Below are 24,254 nucleotides of genomic sequence, written 5' to 3' on the forward strand. Positions count from 1 at the left end.
TCCTAGTTAGAAAGGGGGGAGTGAATGTTTACAGAAGTATTCCAGTTGTTTGGTACAATTGGAATTAAAGCAGATGAAGCTTATAAGGATTTAGCAAAGTTTGAGGAAAGTTTACAAAAGGCTTCTAAGAACATACAAGAAAAATTTCAAAAACCAGCAGAAGTACTTAATCAAATAAATGGCCAAATTCAAAAATTTGGTAACGGGGCGACCAATGTTTTTGGGAAGATTGGTAACAAAGCGGATCAGGCATATAAAGGTGTAGAAAAGTTTGAAGAGAGAGTGCAAAAAGCCTCTAATACAATGCAAGAAAAAATCCAAAAATCAGCAGATTCTCTTGGGAATATTAGTAAGCAAATGCAAACGTTTGGTGACACTATTTCAAATAAAGTTACAAAACCTATAGAACAAGTCAATAGCAAAGCTTTACAATTTGCTACCGATGTGGAAGGTTCTCAAAAAAAACTACAGGATATGCTTGGGTTAACTGAAAAAGATGCAAAGAGTTTGGCTGGAACTATTCAACCTATCGCTCAACAAGTCGTGAAGATTTCCAATATAGTAATACCATCGTTGAAGCAAACGGTTGAGTTAATCAAATCTGTTTCTAGTCTTATATCTAAGGCGAGTGAAATCATTGGTGGCCTTGTAAATATAGTTAAAACATTAATGCAAATACCGGGTGCAATTACGGCGATTATTAAAGATGCCTTAAAACTAATTAAAGTTTTTAGTGAGTTCGCACAGATATTGACTGGTCTTGGAAAATCAATGTTTTCATTAGTATTAAGTCCATGGGGCATTGCAATACTTTTAATGGTTGGTTTAGTATATGTGCTGTATAAAAATTGGGATTCAATTGTGAAATATACAAAGCAGGCAGTGCAATGGATCAGTGATATTTGTTCTAAAGCCTGGGATGCTATCGTTAAAGTTGCGAAGTCAGTATGGGATAGCTTGTCAAAGTTTTTCTCAAGTTTTTGGGAAGGAACAAAAAAAGTATTCCAATCTGCGGTATCGTTTATAGATAAAATACTTAGCGGGGCATGGAAAATAATTACTACTGTAATTACAATGTATATCAACATATGGAAAAAGACATTTGAAATTGGTTGGAATTTAATAAAAACGATATTTAATACAGTGCTAAACGTAATAAAAAGTGTTGTTAAGTTTGCTTTAGAATTTATTAAAAGCTATATTTCTACTGCTATTAAAACATGGCAAAATATTTTTAAAACTGGCTGGGATATTATAAAAACAGTTTTTACGACGGTGCTAAACTTTTTGAAAACATTTATAAGTGGTGCATTTCAAGCAATTCGCAGCATAATTACGACTGTGATGAATGGGATAAAAACCGTCATTTCTACAGTGTGGAATGGAATAAAGGCAATTTTTACGACTGTATTAAACTTCTTAAAATCAGTTGTAAGTAGTGTGTTTCAAGCAATTCATAGCATAATTACAACTGTAATGAATGGAATAAAGACGGTTATTTCTACGATTTGGAATGTAATTAAAACAGTTTTTATAACTGTATTAGAGACTATAAAGAATTTTGTGGTTACAGCATTTCATTTTATAAAAAACACAATTACGACTGTAATGGATATCGTAAAGTCTATTATTGTAACCGCATGGAATTTTATTAAAGAAACAATAATAGTTGCTGTTCGGACATTTGTTAACTTTGTGGTGGATAACTTTAATAAGATAAAAAACACAATATTTAGTGTTGTTGGTGCTATTAGAGATTTCATAGTAAGTAACTTTGCAGCAATTAAAAAAGCTATCGTCGGAGCGTTTGACGGCATTGTTGATACAGTAAAGGATGTATTCGGTAAAGTTGGTTCTATAGTGAAAGGGATAGCAAACGACGCTGTAAGCTGGGGGAAAGATATTATTGCTGGTATTGGTAAAGGTATGACATCTATGGCTGGCTGGGTTGTTGATAAAGCTAAAGGTGTTGTAGACGGAATACCAAAAGCAGTTAAAAGTTTCTTTGGTATAAAATCTCCTTCGCGTCTCATGATGGAATACGGCGGATATATTACAGAAGGTCTTGGTGTAGGGATGGAAAAAATGATTCCGGCTGTGGACAAGGCTTCTGGATTGTTAAATAAAGCGGTTGTTCCACCGAAACCGATGCAACTAGTAACGGATGTATCTACCCGAATTGGAAAAATGGGTGCACATTCTGCGGATATGATTGGAAAAGCTGTACATCCATTTGCTGGGCACTCTTCTGTTGAAAAGAAAACAGATAAAGGTGTTACAATTCAAAATGCTACATTCAAAGTTGCTGTTGAAAAATTGCAAACCGCAGAGGATTTTGTGAAAATGAGAAAATTACTACAAAACGTAGTTGCTGATGATCTAATGGGAATGGCGGTGCGGAATGTATGAGTATATTAAAAACATTGCATAGAAGAGCTGGTTCATATCATCTCTTATGGGATGCTACAGAATTAAAAAGTACAATTAAATATACTATTAATTTTTCATGGCCTGGGACATATAATTTTTCTTTTATGTCCCAAGTTCCTATTGGTTCTGATGGTATGTTACCAGATAAATACTTTATTGTTCGCGTAAATGGTATTGAAAAATTTAGAGCAAGAGGTGCTTATGCCTGGGAAGCAAGAGAAATTTTTGTTGGTGCAGGGCCACAAACAATTGAATTTACAACAATCGGTTACGGTTCTTCTGACGTAGCTTTTTTGCGTGATGTTTATTATCATGCATATGGACCTATACCTACAATTGCAATGATTGAACAAACGAAAATGCCTAAATCTTTAAACGGATTAAAAAATTACAATGTTATGCATGGCTATCCTCGTTACCAAAGTACTGGTAATAAAGGATGTGAAGTAGAATTTACTGCTTTATTCAATGATATCAGCCATTGGCGTGAGTTCATGGGGGAAATATATCGCCCTCATATTATTACAGGTGATTACGGTACCTATGGTGGTATTATTCCACCTAATGAAGTTGATGCAATACGTAAAGGAACGCTAGTAATAGCAAAGTGTAAATTAATATCTATGTCACAAGCAGGTATTGGAGTTGATGGAATGTGAGAGAAGGATCTATTTCTTTAATCAGAATGTTGGGGAGCTATTTCCAAGTGGGGAATAATGCTCCTAATTTAATTGTTTATATGAAAAAAAGAGAATCTTCTTCTTATGTACAAATACAACATCGTGTAATGAGCCTGGAAGTGCAAGAGAACGCAGATCAGTTCGCAAGTACATTTTCTATTACCTTTGCTAATGAATATGGGCAAATGGCACCTGATAACTGGTATGGTAAGTTTTCTTCCATTCAAGAATGGTTTTACAACAGTGAAGTAACAAACACAAACCAACTATATCCGCAGACTGAATTTAAGGTTTCTATCGGTTATGGTGAAGAAGCTTTACCGTATATACATGGTTTTATATCTGACATAAAGGTGAATGCCGAAAGCGGCACAATATCAGTTACCTGCACAACATCTTATAAAAAGGTTCTACAAAAATCAGTAATTCCAACGCGGGGATCAGATGAAATTGTTGCACCTACCGGTAATGTGTATGATGTAGTGAAATTCTTCCTTGAAAAAGCAGGAGTTACATTACACGGAAGTAGGGTAAACATTCCCGGTACAAATCAAAGCTGGATTATTGAAGGAGCAACAGGAAAGAGATTTCAAAAATGGGATGAGATTGTTCGAGATATCATAGATACAACATTCCATTATATTAAACACGAACCAGACGGAAGTTGTACATTTATGAAAATGCCAGACTATGCAATTAATGAGCCTGCAAAGTTTAGTTTTAGAGAAGGCGAAAACCTTATCTCTTTAGATATGCAGCTAACTGACCAGGATATAAGTAATAGCATTGTTGTTAAATGCGGCGATTATGCAAACGGATTTCTTAATTCGTTTCTATTAAAAAATGTATCGCAGGGTGATTTACGAGAGGAAATGATAGAAGTTCCTTGGGCGACAACGTTCTTTGCAAGACGAGCGGTTGCTGCAGCTTATCATTTAAAAGCAATCCAGAAGTTCAGAACATTAACTGTAGCGGTCATTGGAGATCCAAGGATTCAATTATTCGATGTGGTTTCTGTTTACAATAGAGATTCTGGGCAACAATGGAACTACTTTGTTAAAGGAATTAATACCATGATATCTGCTGATGATGGATTCTATCAAACTTTAGATTTATCTGTTAACTATGGGTATGAACCAGCTCCATATACAGATATAACTGGTATTACAGTAAATGTAGATACATTACGTTTAAAACTTTGGGATTGGGATGTAGAGGATGGCGATTTATTAAATATTTACTGTAATGATAAATTAATCGAAGAAAATTATTTCATCCGAAACAATCCGACGTATGTTGATATTCCGCTTGAATATGGCGTGAATATTATCGTATTTGAAGCAGTGCGAAACCCTAAAGGAATTCTTACAGGACGTTTGCAAGTACTAGATAAGCAAAATAATATCTTGTTTGATTATGGTTCGTTACCAGATTTATCATTTCCTCGGGTAAATCAAAACAAAGATCACTATTATATCCAACGACCAGCAAAAACTTGGTCTGTTACGAGGGTAAATTAGGGGTGATTCAATGATAATGCAAAAAAACTTATATGATCCTATTATGTATTTAATGAAAGGGTTAATTGATAGGGAATTTTACAGCGGTGGAAAACCGATACCTGGTAATGATCCAAATGACGTATTTAAAGAAGGCATGACCGAAGGATATACGCTTATTCGTGATGGTGCTCGTTTATCTGCAGTCGATGGGGATAAATATTTACATTATGATTTAGCTTTTAATGCACACAGCATGCTAGAAAAGGTTCTTGTCTCTCATAAAGTAACAGGAAAAGAAATGGAGATACAATTAATATACAATGCACAAAAGCAACTAGAGCGTGTGCAGCCGAGACTTCTTAATAAAGGTAACGGTATACTATCTGATTTAACAATTCCCGATGTGTCGTAATGACGCACGGGAATTTTTTAATACAAGAAAAAGGGTGATTGCTCTTGTTTGAAACAACCTATTTAGCCGGTGGTCGATTAGATCCACCTTTTCATCCAACAAAAACAGAACCATTCGTACCTGGATTCATTATGGATTCCGCATCATATAAAACGGATGAAGTGAAATATATATTACCTACAGACATGGAGATTTACGCAATTAGTGTTAGTTCTTCCATTTACGAATTAGATGATAAATGGGATTTAATCGTGAATGGACAAACTGTTTGCCAAGATATTTATACAAAGCGTCTTCCAGAAGGGATGCACTTTATGGTTTATAAAGCGGTTAAAACAGGAGACACAATTGTATTCCGATTCCATAACCAAGGAATTCTTGCTAAAACTGTTTGGTTTGAATTGCACTTTTTAAGATAAGGAGGGCGTATTTATGAGTTTTGCAATTAATTATATGGCAGGTGGAAGATTCGATGCGCCTTACTTCCCTACAAAAACAGAGCCATTCATACAAGGACGTAGGGTTGGTATTCATGATGACATTCATGTAGATAAGTTTTCATTGCCATTCGAAACAGAAATGATTGCTTTTTCTGTTGCCGCTTCTCATTACAGTGATAGGGACTATTGGAATTTATTTATTAATGGCCAGCAAGTATTTAAAGAAGTTTATGTAAAAGATGTGCCGGAGGGATTTAATTTCTCCGTTGTAAAGCCTATACCTGCTAATGCGGAGCTAAAGTTCGAATATCACAATGCATCTGCAGAGAAAAAAGCTATATGGCTTAATTACCAACTATTAAGAGATTAGGAGTGTGAAATAGATGGCATACGTTGAAAAAATCGTTTCAGAAGCAGACTTTCAAGATTCACTCATAAATTTAATGACTGAAAACGGTTGGAAGAAAGTCAAAAACTTTTATAAATACATTTATAAAGAAAAAGAGCAAACAATCTCAGGTAAAACTACTAAATTGTATAAATATTGGTGTGCAAAACACGTTATTTTACAAAATTCCGATGGTGGTATGTACGGAATCGTGCAGACCTCAGCTTGGGAAACTAAAACAAAATTAGATATTGATTTGTCTACAGAGAAAGGTGAAGCAGAATTTCGATCTTACGTAGAAAATAATCCAAGGTATAAAGATCGTTCTTGTATGTATCTATACATGATAGAACAAATTCCAAATTATCAAGATAATAGTTTAATTCCTATGGGCGCTCAGGACGGATCTGAATTCCAATCTATAATGGATGTTGAATTATCCGATGTTAAAGAAATAAAAACTCCAAACAAAAATCCGAGTACAGGTGAAATTTATTACAATTACTCTTATGAATACACTGATGCTCCACAACTCATGATGTCACCTTGGGTAAAGTGTTCTTTTAGAAATCCTAAACTAACAAATATAGATGCCGATTCGAATTGGTGGCCAGATTCAATGGTTCGTATTACAGGACAAGTAGATAAATCTCGTGTCGTACTTTTGATACAAGCAGACAAAACACCTGCATTTGATAATAACTCTGTTCCTGTTATTCCTGTTTATATGGGAAAATTAGAAAGTTATGCAGCTGATGACACAATCGCTGATGCTCTATGGGCCGGAACAGCTTATGACGAAGGTTCAGAAGCGAACTCGCATAAATATGATTTTGAAAGTAAAACTCCATTTAGGGATGTAAAAAAATATATGCCGAGAACAAAATCGTATCCTAAAAACCCAGGTAACGGTATTGATAACATCATAATCAAGCGATCACGTTTTGGAGCAAGGTATCAAGCACATTATCTAGCTTGGAATGTACCACCTAACATGATGCCACCAGATAGAAAAAGTACAACAGGTGGTCAGTATCCGAACTCATGGCAGAATCATGAGAATGATGAATACAAATATCAATTTAACCCTTCTGTTTACAGCAATAAAGTACATACGTCACGAGCGTATATTGTTCATCCAGAAGAAGGTGTTCGCGGTTATATGCCTTATATCGTCATGCTATCGCCTTTAGGTTTATTAAATGGAGACAAATTGAAAGTAAGACAAAACACTTGTCCTGATACTCATGATATTTATCGTTTCTTTACGGTCGATGCCATTTCACCAATTACAAAATTACCTGCCACTGCTTATAGACCAGCTGGTTTAGGAATCTATGAAAAAACAAGATAAAGGCGGATGAATATATATGTGGTTTGATAAAATAGCGTATTTACAAACATTACCGATTGAATTGGAAAAAATATTTACTACTAATGGATGGGATAGAAAGCTATTTTTCCGTATTCGTAGTGGGATTAGTAAATTTATTGATGTTCGTTTATTTGAAGCAGCTGGTAGTGATGGGGAACGTAGAAAATTAGGAGTAGCTACTGCGTATGATACAAATGTAACTGATTTTACCGATAATCGATACATTACAGCTGATTCTCCCTTAGGAAAATTAGGTGTAGGAGATGGGACAAAGAAAGCCTTTCAAATGCCTGTATTTCCAGTAACGGAAAGCTCTCTTGTCATTTATATAAATAGTATCGTGAAAGATAAAAAAAGTTACACAATAAATGCACGTACTGGGGAAATTAAGTTTACTGATGCACCAGCGAAAAACGATAAAATTACATATGAATGTAGACTTGCTAGTGATGCTTACGAACCTTCTAATGACATGATTTTCTTCACTTATAGTCAGTATTTTATTGAAAAAGAATTAAAACTATCGGATCAATCAAGTAATTTAGGGAATGGGAATGGAACCAAAACGGAGTTCCAATATCCGTTCCCTAATTTTGATGAGTCTCGTACCATTTTTTATAAAAATGATGTGATTATTCCGCCAGAAGAATACACATTTACAGAAACAAAAGTTGTGTTTAAAAAGGCACCTGCAAGTACAGAAAATATTAAAATGGCTGGATTCTATACAGTTGAACCTAAAGCAGATGGAACAATAGATACACTAACGGCAAAAACATCATTCGATACAGAGGATATGTTAAGCATTATGGGTGAAGTATATTCAGCGCTTAATTTCGCAAATCCTTCACCCTATACACCAATCAGCTTTACACCCGAACAACGCTTCACAAGAGACTGGAAGCGAGATTCAGTGGTTTATCTGTACGGCAATGCCAATAGAGATCGTATAGCAATGTTTATGCGTGTAGATCCAACACCTGCTCCCGTTCGTGCTTTATTCGTCCCTGTTTATATCGGCCGAATGTATACATTTGAAAATGCTCCGCGAAGAAATATGATAATCGCAGCAGGTTGTCGTACAGGTGACCAATTTGTATATTCTGCAAATAAAAAGGTCGGAAATACAACGATAGATTACGGAGAAAGTACAAGTAACGGTAATGAAACGGTACAATTAGCACAATCTTATACAGGCTCTATGTACCAACATCATTATCTTTCTTTCATTACTCATAATATGGATGTTGATAATGGTCAGGGACGCTTTAATCCGTCTGTGTATAGTGGTAAATATCATCTATCTCAAGTGTATATTGTTCATCCTAATGATGGGTATGTAGGTAAATTAGATGATGTCTATGCAGTTCATCCGAAAAACATCCAGCAAGCTGATGAATTAGAAATTGAAAAAACAGTTTCTAATGAAGTGCTAGGAAAAGGTGACGGGGCGCGTAAAGTGTTCCACTTAGAACATAAACCTAAAGGTGATACCTTAAAGTTACTACGATCTTGTATAGAGGTACCAAAGGAAGAATATGTGTACAATTCCGATGATAAAACTATTACATTTAATGAACCACCGGTAAATGACGCTGAAATTATCGCTTATTATGAAATGGCGCAATTATACCGCTATACATTACCGACCACACCTGTTTCGCCTATGACGCAAGCGAAAGCAACGCCTTTCAATCCAATTGGCTTAGCGATCTACAAAGAAGATATCTAAAAATAAGGGGGTAGCAGAAGAATGAGTGAAAAAGTTTATTCTATTGCTTCCCCTTCTATATGTACCAAAGAAAAAAGTCATGTTGTTACAGTTGGTTCTGGACCCAATAGAAATGAGAGAACCTACTCTTTTTCTATTACTCCAGCAAACACAGAAAATAAGAATGATGTTTATTATCCGATTTGCATCGCTCCATACGCAAGGCACAAGGCGGTTAGGGAAGATAATGCAGCAGTTACTGGTACGAAAGTACGAGCTAAGGGAATCTTATCCAGAGTCATTGAAGAAGCACTAAGACAAAATGAAATGGATGCTTCTATTTCTGACTCAACTGATTTCAAATTAAATCGAATTATTGATGTGGCCAATTTAGAAACCCAGCAGTCTCAACGTATTGATAGTATGCCAATGCAATTTATTTGTGCGGATGAATACAAACAACATGAACGAATTTTCGATATAGACCATATCGAAGGGGTAGAGAGCGAAAGACCAAATGAAAGAAACGACGCAGTTGTGCATCATGCAAATGAATCACAACTTATAACCAAAGAATACGATGCAGCTCAAATCATAGAGCAGGATATATTGAAAAATAAATTACGTGAGTTCGTAGCGGCTGGTATTAATGAATTACCAGAATGGGTAAAGGTCGCTCGTGTGCTATATGGCGAAGAATTTTATGGAGATATAAGTTCAATTGTAACTAGGGAAATGCACGGAGAATATAACGAGTGTGCTGTATCAAATATCGTTTCTCCAACCATTGATGCATTAATTAACATAGAAGATTGTGGTGAAACAAAACGAAAAGAAATAGAAACTCGTTTCCCAGATGATTACGCAACATTTACAACAGAAAATGAATTACAAGCTTCTTTAGAAGAATTTGATTTATTCGATGGAATGGGAACTCCTGTTTATCTTCCAGATTACGACTTGTTCGCTAGAATTCAAAGGGAATTAGCAACGAACATTGAAAAACAGCATGATTTTGAACGTAAGACAATAATAGAAAATGCAGATTTACTTCCAAGTGAAGATTTAACAACTGCAAAAAGAGAGCCTGTTATAGATGCTACGCATATAAACTTTGACTCTTCTATTCGGATGAATGAGCTTTTTACACATTCAATTACAGTAGAAAATTCTAATAAACAAGTGGACGTATATACAATAGAAAACATCGAAACTAGTGAATTTGAAAGAATAGATGATCGGAATGCCAATATCGTACAAACTCATCATTTTGAACGCATTGTAAGAGAACATGTTTCTGTTAAGCTCAATACACAAGAATTTGTAAAGAAAGAAAATGTGTTTGTCACAGCGTTTACAAGTTCACAAGAAAGTGAAATCACTTCTCGTGTGTTATCTGTTGAGGAAGTATCTGTAACTTCAAATGCAATCAAAATACAGAATACATTTGAAACAAAAAAAATCATCACCAATGAATTTGAACGATTAAACGAATTAACTGCCAACACTATTAATGTAGACGATTCACAGCGTTTATTAAAAGAAATACAAAGCTCGTCATCAGATGTAGCATTTGCAGATGTCTCACATGAATTACAAGCGAATGTAATTAAACTAGAGTGTGCAGATAAAGAAGATGCAGGAGAGCTTGTAGATATATCTGAAAGTTCTTCTTCCAAAATAAAAGCACGAGAAATGATTACCAATGTAGATTATAGTGCTGTAGCTAATAAAACAACAAACGAATTACAGGCTTCTATAGAAGAATTTGATTTATTTGAAGGTATGGGGATCCCTGTATATCTTCCGGAATTCGATTTATTTGGTCGTATCCGAAAAGAACTAGAAACACGAATTACACTTTTCGAAGATACTTCTAAAACATTACAAATAATGCAAATGCAAATACAACAAACAATTGAATCTGAAAAAGCAATGAAAGAACATACAACTGCAGTTATTGAAGAAGTAGCTTCTGACATCGTTCCAGTTATCTTAGATGCTGAACATATATCATTAGACCTTTCTTATAAACAGGATACACAACAAGCTCTTATTACAGAGCAAGAAGCTTTTACCGGCATACGTGAATTTGAAGGCGGAGTTATCTCTGACATAACACCAGCTGATAAGGAAGTTATAACAACAGATATAAATGTAATTGAAACTGTAGATGTAGTAAGGGAATCTGAACGATATGCAATTGTTAGTGCACAAGAATTATTAGAACGACAGGCTAGTGTAGAAGTTGTAGTTAATGAAGTAGGCATATTTGATAGGGAACATGAATTAGGAAGCGTTATAGAGGAATATGAACGATTTGAACGTACACCAGAACGAGAATCAGTTCTAGAGGATAATGAACTATTCAAAATGGAGAGAGTGCTAGATACATTAAAACCAGATGAATTAATAGTTATCGAAAAGGAAAATGATGATCCGAAGTTATGGCTGCGTCATAGCCGCCAATCTTGGTGGACAAATTCAAACTGGAAGAAAACGAGATAAAGAGAAGGGGATGGAATGGCTTATATAGGACAAATACTCCTGAAACCAGAGACGGGGTGGAAGCGTTATGATGATAACGATAAGCTAATCACATATGAGGGGAATTGGACTGCAAATCAATTGTCTACCGCTGCCTATGGAACATATCATATTTGTGGTGGTGAATCAAAAGTACGATTTTCATTTGTAGGTAGTAAACTCCGTATTATAGGCTGCACCTATAGTTCTTGGAATGGTAATGTAAATGTTGAAATAGATGGTAAAGAATGCGGTTCATATATTCCCAATAAATCAGGGAATGATGCCGTACTCCTATACGAGAAGAACGATCTACAATATACAACTCATAATGTTGTTTTATATGGAACTGGGATTACTACTTTAGATGCCCTGGATTTTGGAGAACCAGGAGGGCTTGTCGCTCCTATTAAAGTCGGTGATGTTCTCAAAAAACCTGAACTTGGATGGAAGCGTTTTGATGATGCCGATAGCAATTTCCGATATTCTGGAGCGTGGGGCGTGACTATAGACCCAGATAAATACGGTGGTTCTGCACACAATTGTCCATCTAATGACCAATTGGCGACGGTGAAATTTCAATTTTATGGCAAAGCTTTGCGGATTATAGGCTGGTTATCTCCTTCATATGATACAGGTCAAATTTCAATTGATAATCTACCAACCGAAAATATCAATTATAAAAGTAATACTGTAAAGCAGCAAACGTTATTATATGAAAAATTCGATTTAGCTGAGGGTGTTCATACAGTGAGTTTATCCGGCCTTAATATAAATTTTGATGCAATCGATATTCTGGCCGGAGAGTTAATTCCCTTTAATGCTCAAAAAAAACAAGTATCGCTATACGAAAAAGAAAGCGGAAAAATATTTGTAGATAATTTTGATTTTGTAAATCCCAAATGGCTTATGTCACTATCAAGTGCATTTAACAATGCTATCAAAAAAGGATTCTTACGTATGAATCATTCTGCAGATAAAGACGTTATGCTGTTAATCGATAAACCGCAAGGTAACTTTGCAATCCAGGTTATTGCGGATTATGCTCCTACAAAAGATGGAGATGAAGGTGGCTTACTGCTCTATCAAAATGAAAAAAATAAGGTTGAATTCCTTGAATCTTATGCTGCTAATAGTTCACAAAGTAATAAAGAGTGGTTGGCAATATGTAAGGAAGATCAATGGGACTTTTACACAAAGACAGATACATTCTTTGATTATGCGAATAAAGATTCATTATCAGCTGAACGAGTAGGTGTGGTTTTAAAAAGAGGAACTGCAGAGGGATTTGTACCGCTTGACATCAATAAGATTATTATGACTACAAGTAATATGCTACGTCTACGCCAGCTATATGAAAATTATAAGGTTATATTAAAAGATACTACAGATAATATCTTGTCTACTAACATCGTTGCTGCAGCTCATACAGGCATTGAAATTCTACTTCCTTCTTTAGAGTTTGAGGGAATTGTAGAAATATATGACGAAGAAAATGAACTGTTAGCAAAGAAACAATCTACCTTTTATGGTGGAGATATGTATTGTATGGGCTCATCCCTGCAAATCAAAATGAATAGCGAAGAATTAAATACAACAGATCCAACGAATTTAGGTTACATAGTGAATAACGAGCGCATTGTAAAAATGACAATCGTAAATGATAACATCGGTGCTGCTACAAATATAAAACTATCAATCCAGCAATATATGGAGAAAATCGGCTATACCTGGGCACGTATTTCATTAGATGGTACTAACTATTCGAATGAAATACAGATTGATTCAATAGCCGCACAAAGTACGCGTGAATTTTGGGTAAAGGTTGTGAAGGAAACAAATTTACTAGCATTTGAACCAATTTATTTTAATATTCACCTAATACATAGTTGAGGTGAATATAATATGGGGACTGTAATGAAATTAATAGGAAAATATCACATATTAATTTCAAATTGTAAAAAATAATAAAAATAAAATTAAAGGAGGGACAAACTATGTAACAGCTAACAAAAATAAATTTTAAGGGATATATTTTTTTGAAAGTCAGTAGCAATGGATATACTGTTTTGTTTAGAAATCATTACAAAGTAATTTGAACGATTTGAATGTAACTAGGACGAAAAATTGTTATGGAAGATGACTAAATATTTTCAATGGAAAGAGCATTAGATAGAAAAATATATAATAATCTGAAGTTATGAGTATCGTATAGTCACTAATAATGATGGGAGAACTTCAATTGGAAGGAAACGAGAAAAATAGTAGGTGATGCAATGACTGTAATTGGGGATATATTGAGGAATCCAGAAGTAGGATGGAATAGAATAAATTGCAAAGAATCAAATGAAAATTATTTTGAATTTAATCAATTTAACACCTCTTCAAGTGATACTTATTATTTTGGTTCGGTAAAAGATAGTTATTTACGATTTAAGTTTTTGGGGAAACAGTTACGAGTAATAGCAGAACTTTGGAAAGGCCCTGGAATTGTTTCTATATCAATTGACGGTGGTGCAAAAGAATATTTTAATTTATATAAAGATTTGGGTGGTGGTTTACAGGGGTATACTTTTCTTTTTGAAAAACTATCATTAGGCTGGAAAGTACATGAAGTCATTATCCAAATTGAGAATTTATCTAATCAAAGTCATCGTTTCAATGCATTTGATATTGATAATGCAGGGAAAATTGTACCGTTAGATACACCTATGCTAGCTAAAATAGGAGATGTTTTATTGCAACCAGAGCCTGGTTGGAAACGGTTTGATGATACAGATGGGAACATTAAATATACAGGAAATTGGCAACACAATACAAATGCTACAGGTTACTATAATAAAACGGTTTCGTACAAACATGAAGATTATGGTAATGAACCAACTAAGTGTGAGTTTACTTTTTCGGGAACTGGAATTCGGATTATTTCACAATACATGAGTACAGGTTACCGAAACCCGATAAAAATAACAATTGACGGTTCATCTGAAACTTATACACTTTCTCCTAAAACTAATTTACAACAATGTTTAGCATACGAAAAATTAAATCTTACTTTAGGAGATCATACAGTTGTAATTGAAGCTCAAAATAATATTATAGATGCAATTGATATATTAGGGGGAGCACTTCTTACAACTGTTAAAGTTGGTGATGTTTTATTGCAACCAGAGCCTGGTTGGAAACGGTTTGATAATACGGATAGCAACATTAGATATATTGGTTCATGGAGTAAATCAACATCACCTGCTTGGTATAACAAAACTGCATCTCAAACATATAAAAAAGAAGGTTCCTATGCCGAGTTTAAATTCAAAGGCTCTGCATTTCGAATTATCGCTACGTATGATACAGCACAGTATAACTACAATGATGTAAAAATAAGTATTGATGGAACAACTGAAACCTACACCACAGTTGGTCCTAATTATGTTCAACAAACATTGGTATATGAAAAACTAAGATTATCCCAGGGTGAGCATGTTGTTAGAATATCTCCAGGAAGTGCTGCAGATAAGATTTTAAGTATTGATGCTATTGATATTAAAAACCCTGGTGATATGTTAAATCCACCAGATGTGAATATAAAGACCAAAGTATCCTTGTACGAAAAAGAAAGCGGAAAAATATTTGTAGATGATTTTGATACAATAAATGCAAAATGGCTTATGTCGCCATCAAATGCATTTAACAATGCTATCAAAAAAGGATTCTTACGTATGAATCATTCTGCAGATAAAGACGTTATGCTGTTAATCGATAAACCGCAAGGTAACTTTGCAATCCAGGTTATTGGTGAGTATGCTCCTATAAAAGATGGAGATGAAGGTGGCTTACTGATCTATCAAAATGAAAAGAATAAGGTTGAATTCCTTGAATCTTATGCTGTTAATAGTTCACAAAGCCATAAAGAGTGGATGGCAATTTGTAAGGAAGATCAATGGGATTTTTACACAAAGACAGATACATCCTTTGATTATATGGATAACGATTCATTAGATGCAAAAAGAATTGGTGTTGTTCTAAAAAGAGGAGATGCCGAGGGATTTGTACCGCTTGACATCAATAAAATTATTATGACAACGAGTAATATGTTACGTCTGCGGCAACTATATGAAAATTATAAGGTTGTATTAAAAGATACTACAGATAATATCCTGTCTACTAATATCGTTGCTTCAGCTCATACAGGCATTGATATTCTACTTCCTTCTTTAGAGTTTGAGGGAATCATAGAAATATATGATGAAGAAAACGAACTACTAGCTAAGAAACAATCTACCTTTTATGGTGGAGATATGTATTGTATGGGCTCATCCCTGCAAATCAAAATGAATAGCGAAGAATTAAATACAACGGATCCAACAAATTTAGGTTACATGGTGAATAATGAGCGTATTGTAAAAATGACAATCGTAAATGATAACATCGGTGCTGCTACAAATATAAAACTATCCATTCAACAGTACATGGAGAAAGTCGGTTACACCTGGGCGCTTATTTCGTTAGATGGGACAAGCTATTTAAATGAAATACAGATTGATTCAGTAGCCGCACAAAGTACGCGTGATTTTTGGGTAAAGGTTGTGAAGGATACAAATTTCCTAGCATTTGAACCAATTTATTTTAATGTTCATCTAAAACATAATTAATGTAAATAAGATATAAGAACAGCAACGTTATTAATGAAAAAAATTTTAAAAAATTATAATTGACCCCAAAAACGATTTTTATATAACAAAGATGTAGAATGTAATCATTTAAATAAATCCTGAGTCTAGCCGGAACTTTCTGTGAATTCTATCATAATAGAGAACTCAAAAGAGAATATGGATTGATTTTTTGTTGGTAGTAAAGAACGATTGAGTAGTTAGTATAAAAATATAGTTACCTTACTTGAAAGAGCGCTAGGTATAGAAAAAGGAGAACAAATAGAGTGTGTAGGGAAAATATAGGTTTGAAACTATGTAAAGTATTAGTTATTTGTTAACAAGCTTACATTGAAGAAAACTAGATAATATAGGGTGATAGAGTGACAATTCAATTAGGCAATAGTTTATTGAAACCGGAATCTGGATGGAAGCGTAAGTATTTCCAACGCGATAACGTTAACACTTTTTTTCAAGGTATAAGAGATAAGGATAAATACCCAAATGCTAATTGGTTTATAGTAGGTGAAAATAATAATCCTGCTGCAGAAGACTGTTGGGTTGCAGGTGATGGACCCCGAAATACAAGTGATGATATATTTTCATTCACATTTACCGGAACAGCCTTTAGAATAATGCAAAAAGGTAGTTCAGGACAACGTTACAATATAAAAGTAAAAATAGATGGTGGGAATTGGATTAAAGGTTCGGTAATCTTTAATCCTCCATCAATGTTTAGAGTCTGTTTTGAGAAGTTAGATTTACCTAGTGGCACTCATAGAGTAGAGGTAACTTATGATGGTTTCACTACTGGTTCAAATGATCAGAATCTTTATATGTATTTAACTGCTGTTGATTACGCAGATTTAAGTGCTAAAGTCGGTGATGTATTAAAAGAACCGGAACCAGGTTGGAAGCGATTTGATGATACGGATAGTAATATTAAATATACAGGCACTTGGAATCATCTAGCAAACTCTAAGGGTTACTTTAACAATACAGTATCTTTTCATAATAGTGATCACGGTAACGAACCTGTCACCTGTGAGTTTGCATTTTCGGGAACTGGAATTCGAGTTATTTCAGAACACAATAATTACTCAAGTTATCGATATCCAATACAAATTACAATAGACGGTTCTTCTGAAACTTACACAATTTCTCCTAAATCTCCATTACAACAATGTTTAGCATATGAGAAATTAAATCTTTCTGCAGGTATTCATACAGTTGTAATTGAAGCTCAAGAAAATATTATAGATGCAATTGACGTATTCGGTGGAGAATTACAATCATCAGATCTAATTAAAAAGCCAAAAGTATCCTTATATGAAAAAGAAAGCGGAAAATTATTTGTAGATGATTTCGATTCCGTAAATCCAAAATGGCTTATGTCACCATCAAGTGCATTTGACAATGCTGTTAAAAAAGGATTCCTACGTATGAATCATTCTGCAGATAAAGACGTTATGCTGTTAATTGATAAACCACAAGATAACTTTGCAATTCAGGTTATTGCGGATTATGCTCCTACAAAAGAAGGAGATGAAGGCGGCTTACTGATCTATCAAAATGAAAAGAATAAGGTTGAATTCCTTGAATCCTATTCTGCTAATAGTTCTCAAAGCCATAAAGAGTGGATGGCAATTTGTAAGGAGAATCAATGGGATTTTTATACAAAGACAGATACATCCTTTGATTATATGGATAATGATTCATTAGTAGTAAAAAGAATTGGTGTTGTTTTAAAAAGAGGAACTGCAGAGGGATTTGTACCGATTGACATCAATAAAATTATTATGACAAAGAGTAATATGTTACGTCTGCGTCAACTATATAAAAATTATAAGATTGTATTAAAAGATTCTGCAAATAATATCTTGTCTACTAACATTGTAGCTGCAGCGGATACAGGCATTGATATTCTACTTCCTTCTTTAGAGTTTGAGGGAATCGTAGAAATATATGACGAAGAAAACGAACTACTAGCAAAGAAACAGGCCACCTTCTATGGTGGGGATATGTATTGTATGGGTTCATCCCTACAAATTAAAATGAATAACGAAGAATTAAATACAACGGATCCAACGAATTTAGGTTACATGGTGGATAATGAGCGAATTGTAAAAATGACAATCGTAAATGATAATATTGGTGCTGCTACAAATATAAAACTATCAATCCAGCAATATATGGATAAAGTTGGTTACACCCAGGTACTTATTTCGTTAGATGGGACTAACTATTTGAATGAAATACAGATTGAGTCAATAGCTACACAAAGTACGCGTGATTTTTGGGTAAAGATTGTGAAGGATGCAAATTTCCTAACATTTGAACCAATTCATTTTAATATTCATCTAAAACATAATTGAGGCGAATACAATATGGGAACTGTAATGAAATTATATAGATATACATCCGATAGTGAGATTACACCATCAATCCTTATTGAGAGGAATGTACAAATTACAATTGAACCAGGAAAAGTTCTATATGCTCCATTGGATGTAGGTTGTAACAAATACGATATTCGTACGATTCAAGTTACAAATGATTCAAACGTTGAAGCAATGTTATTTATGTACGATCAAAAAGAGAATGGGAATCAGATTTATAAAAGCTTATCAGAAAAAAGAACATATGATATTTTGGCTATTCCTTGTGAGGATAAAGATTATACAAACAAGGTACATCTTTATATAGAAAATAGGGGTGTAGCAACCTCTACTTTTAATGTTTCTATGAAAGCAATACGTTTAAATTAAGGAGGAATATACAAAATGACAAATAAAATTTGTAAGTTACACAGACTAGAGCGCAGAGAAGTTTTTATGAAGATTATCGATGAAATGAAAAAGGCTGGATGGCAGCAATTAAATGCTGACAAGACAAATAAAGATAACCTTTTTGTTATGTATTCAGCGGGCAACGATGGAACAAAAAATAACTATATTGAACTACGGCCATTTGATACCATTAATAATAATTCTAAATTATTATCCGGCCTTGATATAAGAGATCCAAAAGTAAATTACACAGATGGGAGTTATAGGCTTATAAGGGGATACAACGAAGAAACCAGTGATGGAATCGGAGAAAATACCTGGTACTCACTAGTATTTCACCATGGAAAAGCAACTAATACTAATACACCAACCGCTTTAGATTTTCAAAAATATATGATTGACCTATATCTATACGTTGATAAAGATACTGTCATTTATTGTGTATATGCAAATGATGATGAAATCCCATCTCACAAAGGAAAGACAGTGATTGGTTTTATAGGCCTTCCAGACGAATACTATCAACCGGAATTATTTTCACCGTATTCTTGCCCGTTCAGTGTTATGTTTAGCTGCGGTTCTCGTGCTCAAGCAGCTGCACATACAACTGATAGAACTAAATTTGCAGGGTCCTATCCATATTCTAATACAAACTCTACATTTTATTGGGATAAAGTCTTTCTAAAGGCACCCTCTAATGAAGGAAAGATAGTTTTCACTCCTTTATACATGGGAGATAGTAGTGAAGGATTCAGAGGGAAGTACGATGGTTTTTACATCTATAGAGGTAGCGGTTTTATTTATGGTGATATTACAGAGATTGTTGAAAATGGGGAAATTCATAAGTACAAATTATTTCACACGTCGGCCCCTATAGCTAGTCAATATAATTCATTTAGTGATTACTATGTAGCTTTACGCATCGAGTAAGAAGGAGGTAAGTATATGACAGTACTTCAAAGTATAATCATATCTCCAACAATGCTATATCATGATGGAATACGCGAAATTAATACACATCAGGGTATAATCATATCTCCAACAACGCTATATCATGATGGAATACGTGAAATCAATACACATCGTCAAGGGATTATTGTTAATCCAATCGATTTTTCACATACAGGCGTTAGGCAACTGCTAACACATCGAGGTGATATTTTAAACCCTGATGATTGGATACGAACAGGTATTAGGCAAATTTCCACCCGTCAAGGTGTTATGCACAATTTATCTCAAGGTAAGAAAGGAACTACTGAAAAAGAAGTAATGAAGCCACCACGAAATGAACCACTAGAGTATGCGTGGAAGAAAATGAATATGTAAATCTTTTTATACAATAGCGTGCCAAAGCAGGCTTTTTTATTTTGCTTTGAAATGTAAAAAGGGGGGTGAAAGTTTGGAACGGATTCATGAGCTTGTAAAAACATTAAATGTACTTGATGTTATTAATACCACCCAATTTAAAGTTGCTTCTGTAATTAGTGGAGGATTGGGAACTATATTTAATTTTTTATATGGTAAATCTAATTTAATTTGGATTATCATTTTGGTATGGGTAGTTGTATTAGATTGGATAACTGGTAGTAAGGCTTCAAAATTAGATGGTACGTATTCATCACAATATGGAATTGAGGGCATTGCACGAACTGTGGTGCTCTTTTTATTACCTTCTTTAGCGCATTTATTTGATATTGCGTTTAAACTACCAGAATTTTTCTACTTTATGGTAACGGGTGGTTTAATTTATCATATTTTTAATAGCTTTACAGCCAATTGTGTACGGATTGGCTGGGATAGATGGATTCCTACTTGGTTGTTAGAAAGTGTATCTTCTGAAATTGAAGCGAAAATTAGAAGATCAAACTCTAGAAAAGAAAAAAATTAAATATAGACAAATATAAAAAATGATAGCAAAAGGAGCAGTCTCAATTGAGGTGTTCTTTTTGTTTATCGAGATTTTATTTCAGGTATTCGATAGGGAGCATGCGCAGCATTATTTGTATGGATGCTTTTTACTATACAAAAAAGAATGAACAGCGTGAAGACAGTACCAAGCTGTTATTCAAAAGAACCAGGAAGTTATTGAAGAATAGGCAAAAGTTTTTGGATCTATTTCTAAAGACGTAACAGAATTTAAATAAAAACTATTTGAAGGAGATGTTCAGTAATGGGACACATTGTAGATATTTCAAAATGGAATGGAAGTATTAATTGGGATGTAGCAGCAGCACAATTAGATTTAGTAATTGCTAGGGTACAATATGGTTCAAATCTAGTAGATCATTTGTATAATGAACATGTAGCCAAATCAGAACAATACGGTATTCCACATGCTGCATATGCTTATGGATGTTTCGTATCAGTAGCAGATGCAATTGTGGAAGCTAAGGATTTCTTAGCAAGAGTAAATCCTAATGCTAAATTCCTTGTATTAGATGTGGAAGATGACACAGTAAAGTCAATGAAAAGCAAAGGTAACCTTAGTGATTTAGCTAAAGCATCACAAGCTTTTATTGATACATGTAAAGCTGCAGGTTGGACAGTAGGATTTTATGTAGCACATCATATGTACGGTGACTATAATTTACAAAGTGTTCAAGCTGATTTTATTTGGTTACCACGATACGGAACAAATGACGGCAGTCCACAGAAGAAACCATCCTATACTTGTGACATTTGGCAATATACCGACAATGGTTATATTGATGGTATTGGGAAAGTGGATATTAATTTATTGCAAGGTGACAAAACCCTGGATTGGTTTACCGGAGAGAAACAATCAAAACAATCTGTTGCTAATGGCGGTTATCAATATGTTAAATCTGGTGGTTTTGGTATTTCATTGGTTCAAGAAGCTCTATATGCTATGAATGAGCGTGGAACTAAAGGGCAAGTTATTTCTGATCCATTAACTGGTTTAGCATACTTGCAAACCGAGGTGTTACCAAATGGTGAGCTTGATAAGATTACAGCTTGGATGGACGAAAGAAACTGGTGGTACGAGTATTTGAAATAAAACATAAGCCGTCCTGTTTGATGTGCACCCCAATTGTTAGACACGAACAACAATTGGAGGTGTACTTTTTTATCATTTTAGCCAAGAAGACTCCTTCCTCAAGGAACGCGAAGTGAGTAGGTGGGAGATGAATTGGCTTCGGACAAGGGATGGCAGAAAGCCATCTTAATTGTTCGACATACATAAACTGTTACTTCACTACCAATCGAATGTACGTTTGTTATATAATAGAATTATATGAAAATGGGGGTGAAATGAATGTTGATCAATAAAGCATATAAATTTCGTATCTATCCAAATAAAGCACAAGCGACACTAATCAATAAAACGATTGGTTGTTCTCGTTTTGTATTCAATCACTTCCTATCTCTATGGGATCATGCATATAAAGAAACAGGAAAAGGTTTGACATATGGTACATGCTCTGTCAAACTTCCTGCCTTGAAGAAAGAGTTTGTTTGGCTAAAAGAAGTCGATAGTATTGCGATTCAGTCATCTGTTCGCAACCTTGCGGATGCTTATACACGCTTTTTCAAAAAACAAAACAGTGCCCCGCGTTTCAAATCTAAGAAGAACAACGTACAATCTTACACCACAAAACAAACAAATGAAAACATTGCCGTTGTAGGAAACAAAATGAAATTGCCAAAACTAGGTCTTGTTCGATTTGCCAAAAGTCGTGAAGTAAAAGGACGTATTGTAAATGCTACGGTTAGACGGAACCCTTCTGGTAGATACTTTGTGTCATTGTTAGTAGAGACAGAAGTGCAAGAACTTCCGAAAACAAATTCTTACATTGGAATGGATGTGGGACTAAAAGATTTCGCCATTTTGTCAGATGGAACAACCTATAAAAATCCGAAGTTTTTTCGATTGTTAGAAGAGAAGTTGGCAAAAGCACAGCGTGTTCTTTCTAGAAGAATGAAAGGATCTTCTCGCTGGAATAAACAACGAGTAATAGTAGCTAGAATTCATGAATACATGGCAAATGCTAGAAAAGATTACTTGGACAAAATCTCAACTGAAATCATCAAAAACCACGATGTTATTGGTATAGAGGATTTGCAAGTATCGAATATGTTAAAGAATCATAAGTTAGCAAAAGCAATTAGTGAGGTATCATGGTCACAGTTTCGAGCCATGTTGGAATATAAAGCAAAATGGTATGGCAAACAAGTCATTGTCGTATCGAAAACATTTGCTTCCAGCCAATTATGTTCATGTTGTGGGTATCAAAATAAAGACGTTAAAAACCTAAACCTACGTAAATGGGAGTGTCCTTCTTGTCGTACACACCATGATAGGGATATTAACGCAAGTATCAATCTAAAGAATGAAGCGATAAGGCTTCTAACCGCAAGAACTGCGGGGTTAGCCTAATCAATTAGAGTTCGATAGAACTCTTTACTTAGGAATCCTCCACTTCTAAACGAAGTGAAAGTGGGGGTAGTTCAAGAAAAGATTAATTTGTTGTGATTGAAAATAGATTATAAAATTAATATTTAAATATAGTAAATTTGAATATCGATATGTTATCATCTAAATAATTCAGATATGTGGTACAAAGTTAATATTTGTAGCTAAGGTCGTTTATGCATATGAAAGAATTAAATTATGAAAAGGCGGTATTTATTATGAAAGCAATTAAATTAGCAGGTTTAACAATTGCAGCAGGTTTATTATTGGCAGCGTGTGGTACTGAAGAAGCCAAAATAGAGCAAGATGTGAAGAAAGAGGAACAAAAAGAAAAAGTTAAAGCATTTCAGGTAGAAAAGAAGCAAGAAGATAAGAAAGTAACGGTGCAACAATCGACCGATAAGTCAAAACAGCATGAAAATGTAGCAAAGGAAACAGTTAAAGAAGAACCAAAAGCGGAGTCAACGCCTGTTGAACAACCGAAAGTCAGTGGGTTAAATGAGGCACAAGCACAAGAAAAAGTGGAACAATCGAAGGCAGCACAAGGCCAGGGGGCACGTAATAAGGATGTAAAATTAAGCCAATTAGGCATCCAAACAGCAAAGGATGGAATAAAGGTGGCTGCACAGGCGCAAGACGTCCATATTGAAGCGAAAGACAGTCTAACTCGAATTGTAGTTATCGTTCCAGCGGGAACAACGAAAGAACGAGCACAACAAGTAGGAGACACAGCAGCACGCCAGGTGGCAAGTTTTGGGACTATGGGATTATATGTAGATTTGAAAGCACCATCAAAAGACTATTTAGGGGAATATTGGGAAAACTTCTCTGGTGATATCGGTATCTATGACAGCAACGAAAAACAATTGGTACGTGGAAATATTTCTAAGTTAAATCCAACAAAAATTAATTGGTAA

Annotated in this window: 19 protein-coding genes and 1 pseudogene; all 20 read left to right on the plus strand. The window is 34.6% G+C overall.

The window, feature by feature from the left end; translation table 11 throughout:
• Positions 1 to 24 precede the first annotated feature (24 nt).
• The 20 genes and pseudogenes from ACW0JX_RS28300 to ACW0JX_RS28395 all read left to right on the plus strand — a co-directional run bounded on the left by ACW0JX_RS28300 (position 25) and on the right by ACW0JX_RS28395 (position 24,254).
• Complete coding sequence (locus ACW0JX_RS28300; RefSeq protein WP_326039854.1) at positions 25 to 2,409, plus strand: hypothetical protein; 2,385 nt, start codon at positions 25 to 27, stop codon at positions 2,407 to 2,409.
• The gene (locus ACW0JX_RS28305) at positions 2,406 to 3,089 is read left to right on the plus strand and encodes a hypothetical protein (protein ID WP_459245826.1); all 684 of its coding nucleotides are present in this window, start codon (positions 2,406 to 2,408) and stop codon (positions 3,087 to 3,089) included. The genes ACW0JX_RS28300 and ACW0JX_RS28305 overlap by 4 nt, the downstream gene beginning before the upstream one ends.
• On the plus strand, positions 3,086 to 4,630 hold the full coding sequence (locus ACW0JX_RS28310) for a hypothetical protein (protein ID WP_459245827.1): 1,545 nt from the start codon (positions 3,086 to 3,088) through the stop codon (positions 4,628 to 4,630). Before ACW0JX_RS28305 ends, ACW0JX_RS28310 begins: the two co-directional genes overlap by 4 nt.
• 10 nt (positions 4,631 to 4,640) lie before the next feature.
• Positions 4,641 to 5,024, plus strand: coding sequence for a hypothetical protein (locus ACW0JX_RS28315; RefSeq protein ID WP_016513542.1), 384 nt, complete (start codon positions 4,641 to 4,643; stop codon positions 5,022 to 5,024).
• 44 nt (positions 5,025 to 5,068) lie between these two features.
• Positions 5,069 to 5,443, plus strand: a complete 375-nt coding sequence (locus ACW0JX_RS28320) for a Low copy number virion structural protein (RefSeq protein WP_459245828.1) — start codon at positions 5,069 to 5,071, stop codon at positions 5,441 to 5,443.
• A gap of 13 nt (positions 5,444 to 5,456) precedes the next feature.
• Positions 5,457 to 5,834: a Low copy number virion structural protein gene (locus ACW0JX_RS28325; protein WP_098285498.1), complete on the plus strand. Its 378-nt coding sequence runs from the start codon at positions 5,457 to 5,459 to the stop codon at positions 5,832 to 5,834.
• A 13-nt stretch (positions 5,835 to 5,847) separates the two neighbouring features.
• Entirely contained in the window at positions 5,848 to 7,206 is a 1,359-nt protein-coding gene (locus ACW0JX_RS28330) for a hypothetical protein (protein ID WP_459245829.1), read from the plus strand.
• A gap of 16 nt (positions 7,207 to 7,222) precedes the next feature.
• Positions 7,223 to 8,959, plus strand: coding sequence for a hypothetical protein (locus ACW0JX_RS28335; RefSeq protein WP_459245830.1), 1,737 nt, complete (start codon positions 7,223 to 7,225; stop codon positions 8,957 to 8,959).
• A 21-nt stretch (positions 8,960 to 8,980) separates the two neighbouring features.
• Positions 8,981 to 11,446 carry a hypothetical protein gene (locus ACW0JX_RS28340; protein WP_459245831.1) on the plus strand — a complete coding sequence of 822 codons (2,466 nt, stop codon included), beginning with the start codon at positions 8,981 to 8,983 and terminating at the stop codon, positions 11,444 to 11,446.
• 15 nt (positions 11,447 to 11,461) lie between these two features.
• The gene (locus ACW0JX_RS28345; RefSeq protein WP_459245832.1) at positions 11,462 to 13,357 is read left to right on the plus strand and encodes a hypothetical protein; all 1,896 of its coding nucleotides are present in this window, start codon (positions 11,462 to 11,464) and stop codon (positions 13,355 to 13,357) included.
• An 818-nt stretch (positions 13,358 to 14,175) separates the two neighbouring features.
• Positions 14,176 to 16,116: a hypothetical protein gene (locus ACW0JX_RS28350; protein ID WP_459245969.1), complete on the plus strand. Its 1,941-nt coding sequence runs from the start codon at positions 14,176 to 14,178 to the stop codon at positions 16,114 to 16,116.
• Between the two features lie 380 nt (positions 16,117 to 16,496).
• Positions 16,497 to 18,488, plus strand: a complete 1,992-nt coding sequence (locus ACW0JX_RS28355; protein WP_459245833.1) for a hypothetical protein — start codon at positions 16,497 to 16,499, stop codon at positions 18,486 to 18,488.
• 12 nt (positions 18,489 to 18,500) lie between these two features.
• Positions 18,501 to 18,881, plus strand: coding sequence for a hypothetical protein (locus tag ACW0JX_RS28360; RefSeq protein WP_459245834.1), 381 nt, complete (start codon positions 18,501 to 18,503; stop codon positions 18,879 to 18,881).
• 15 nt (positions 18,882 to 18,896) lie between these two features.
• On the plus strand, positions 18,897 to 19,832 hold the full coding sequence (locus tag ACW0JX_RS28365; RefSeq protein ID WP_459245835.1) for a hypothetical protein: 936 nt from the start codon (positions 18,897 to 18,899) through the stop codon (positions 19,830 to 19,832).
• A 15-nt stretch (positions 19,833 to 19,847) separates the two neighbouring features.
• Entirely contained in the window at positions 19,848 to 20,228 is a 381-nt protein-coding gene (locus ACW0JX_RS28370; RefSeq protein ID WP_459245836.1) for a hypothetical protein, read from the plus strand.
• 73 nt (positions 20,229 to 20,301) lie between these two features.
• Positions 20,302 to 20,790 carry a phage holin family protein gene (locus tag ACW0JX_RS28375; protein WP_050845313.1) on the plus strand — a complete coding sequence of 163 codons (489 nt, stop codon included), beginning with the start codon at positions 20,302 to 20,304 and terminating at the stop codon, positions 20,788 to 20,790.
• 93 nt (positions 20,791 to 20,883) lie between these two features.
• A pseudogene (locus ACW0JX_RS28380) lies at positions 20,884 to 21,046 on the plus strand (BhlA/UviB family holin-like peptide); the annotation flags it as partial.
• A gap of 26 nt (positions 21,047 to 21,072) precedes the next feature.
• Positions 21,073 to 21,921, plus strand: a complete 849-nt coding sequence (locus ACW0JX_RS28385) for a GH25 family lysozyme (RefSeq protein WP_071714949.1) — start codon at positions 21,073 to 21,075, stop codon at positions 21,919 to 21,921.
• 258 nt (positions 21,922 to 22,179) lie between these two features.
• Positions 22,180 to 23,301, plus strand: a complete 1,122-nt coding sequence (gene tnpB, locus ACW0JX_RS28390; protein WP_459245837.1) for an IS200/IS605 family element RNA-guided endonuclease TnpB — start codon at positions 22,180 to 22,182, stop codon at positions 23,299 to 23,301.
• A gap of 218 nt (positions 23,302 to 23,519) precedes the next feature.
• A complete protein-coding gene (locus tag ACW0JX_RS28395; RefSeq protein ID WP_071731743.1) occupies positions 23,520 to 24,254 on the plus strand; it encodes a DUF874 domain-containing protein in 735 nt (244 codons plus the stop codon).

This window comes from Bacillus sp. C-3-6, assembly GCF_054509685.1.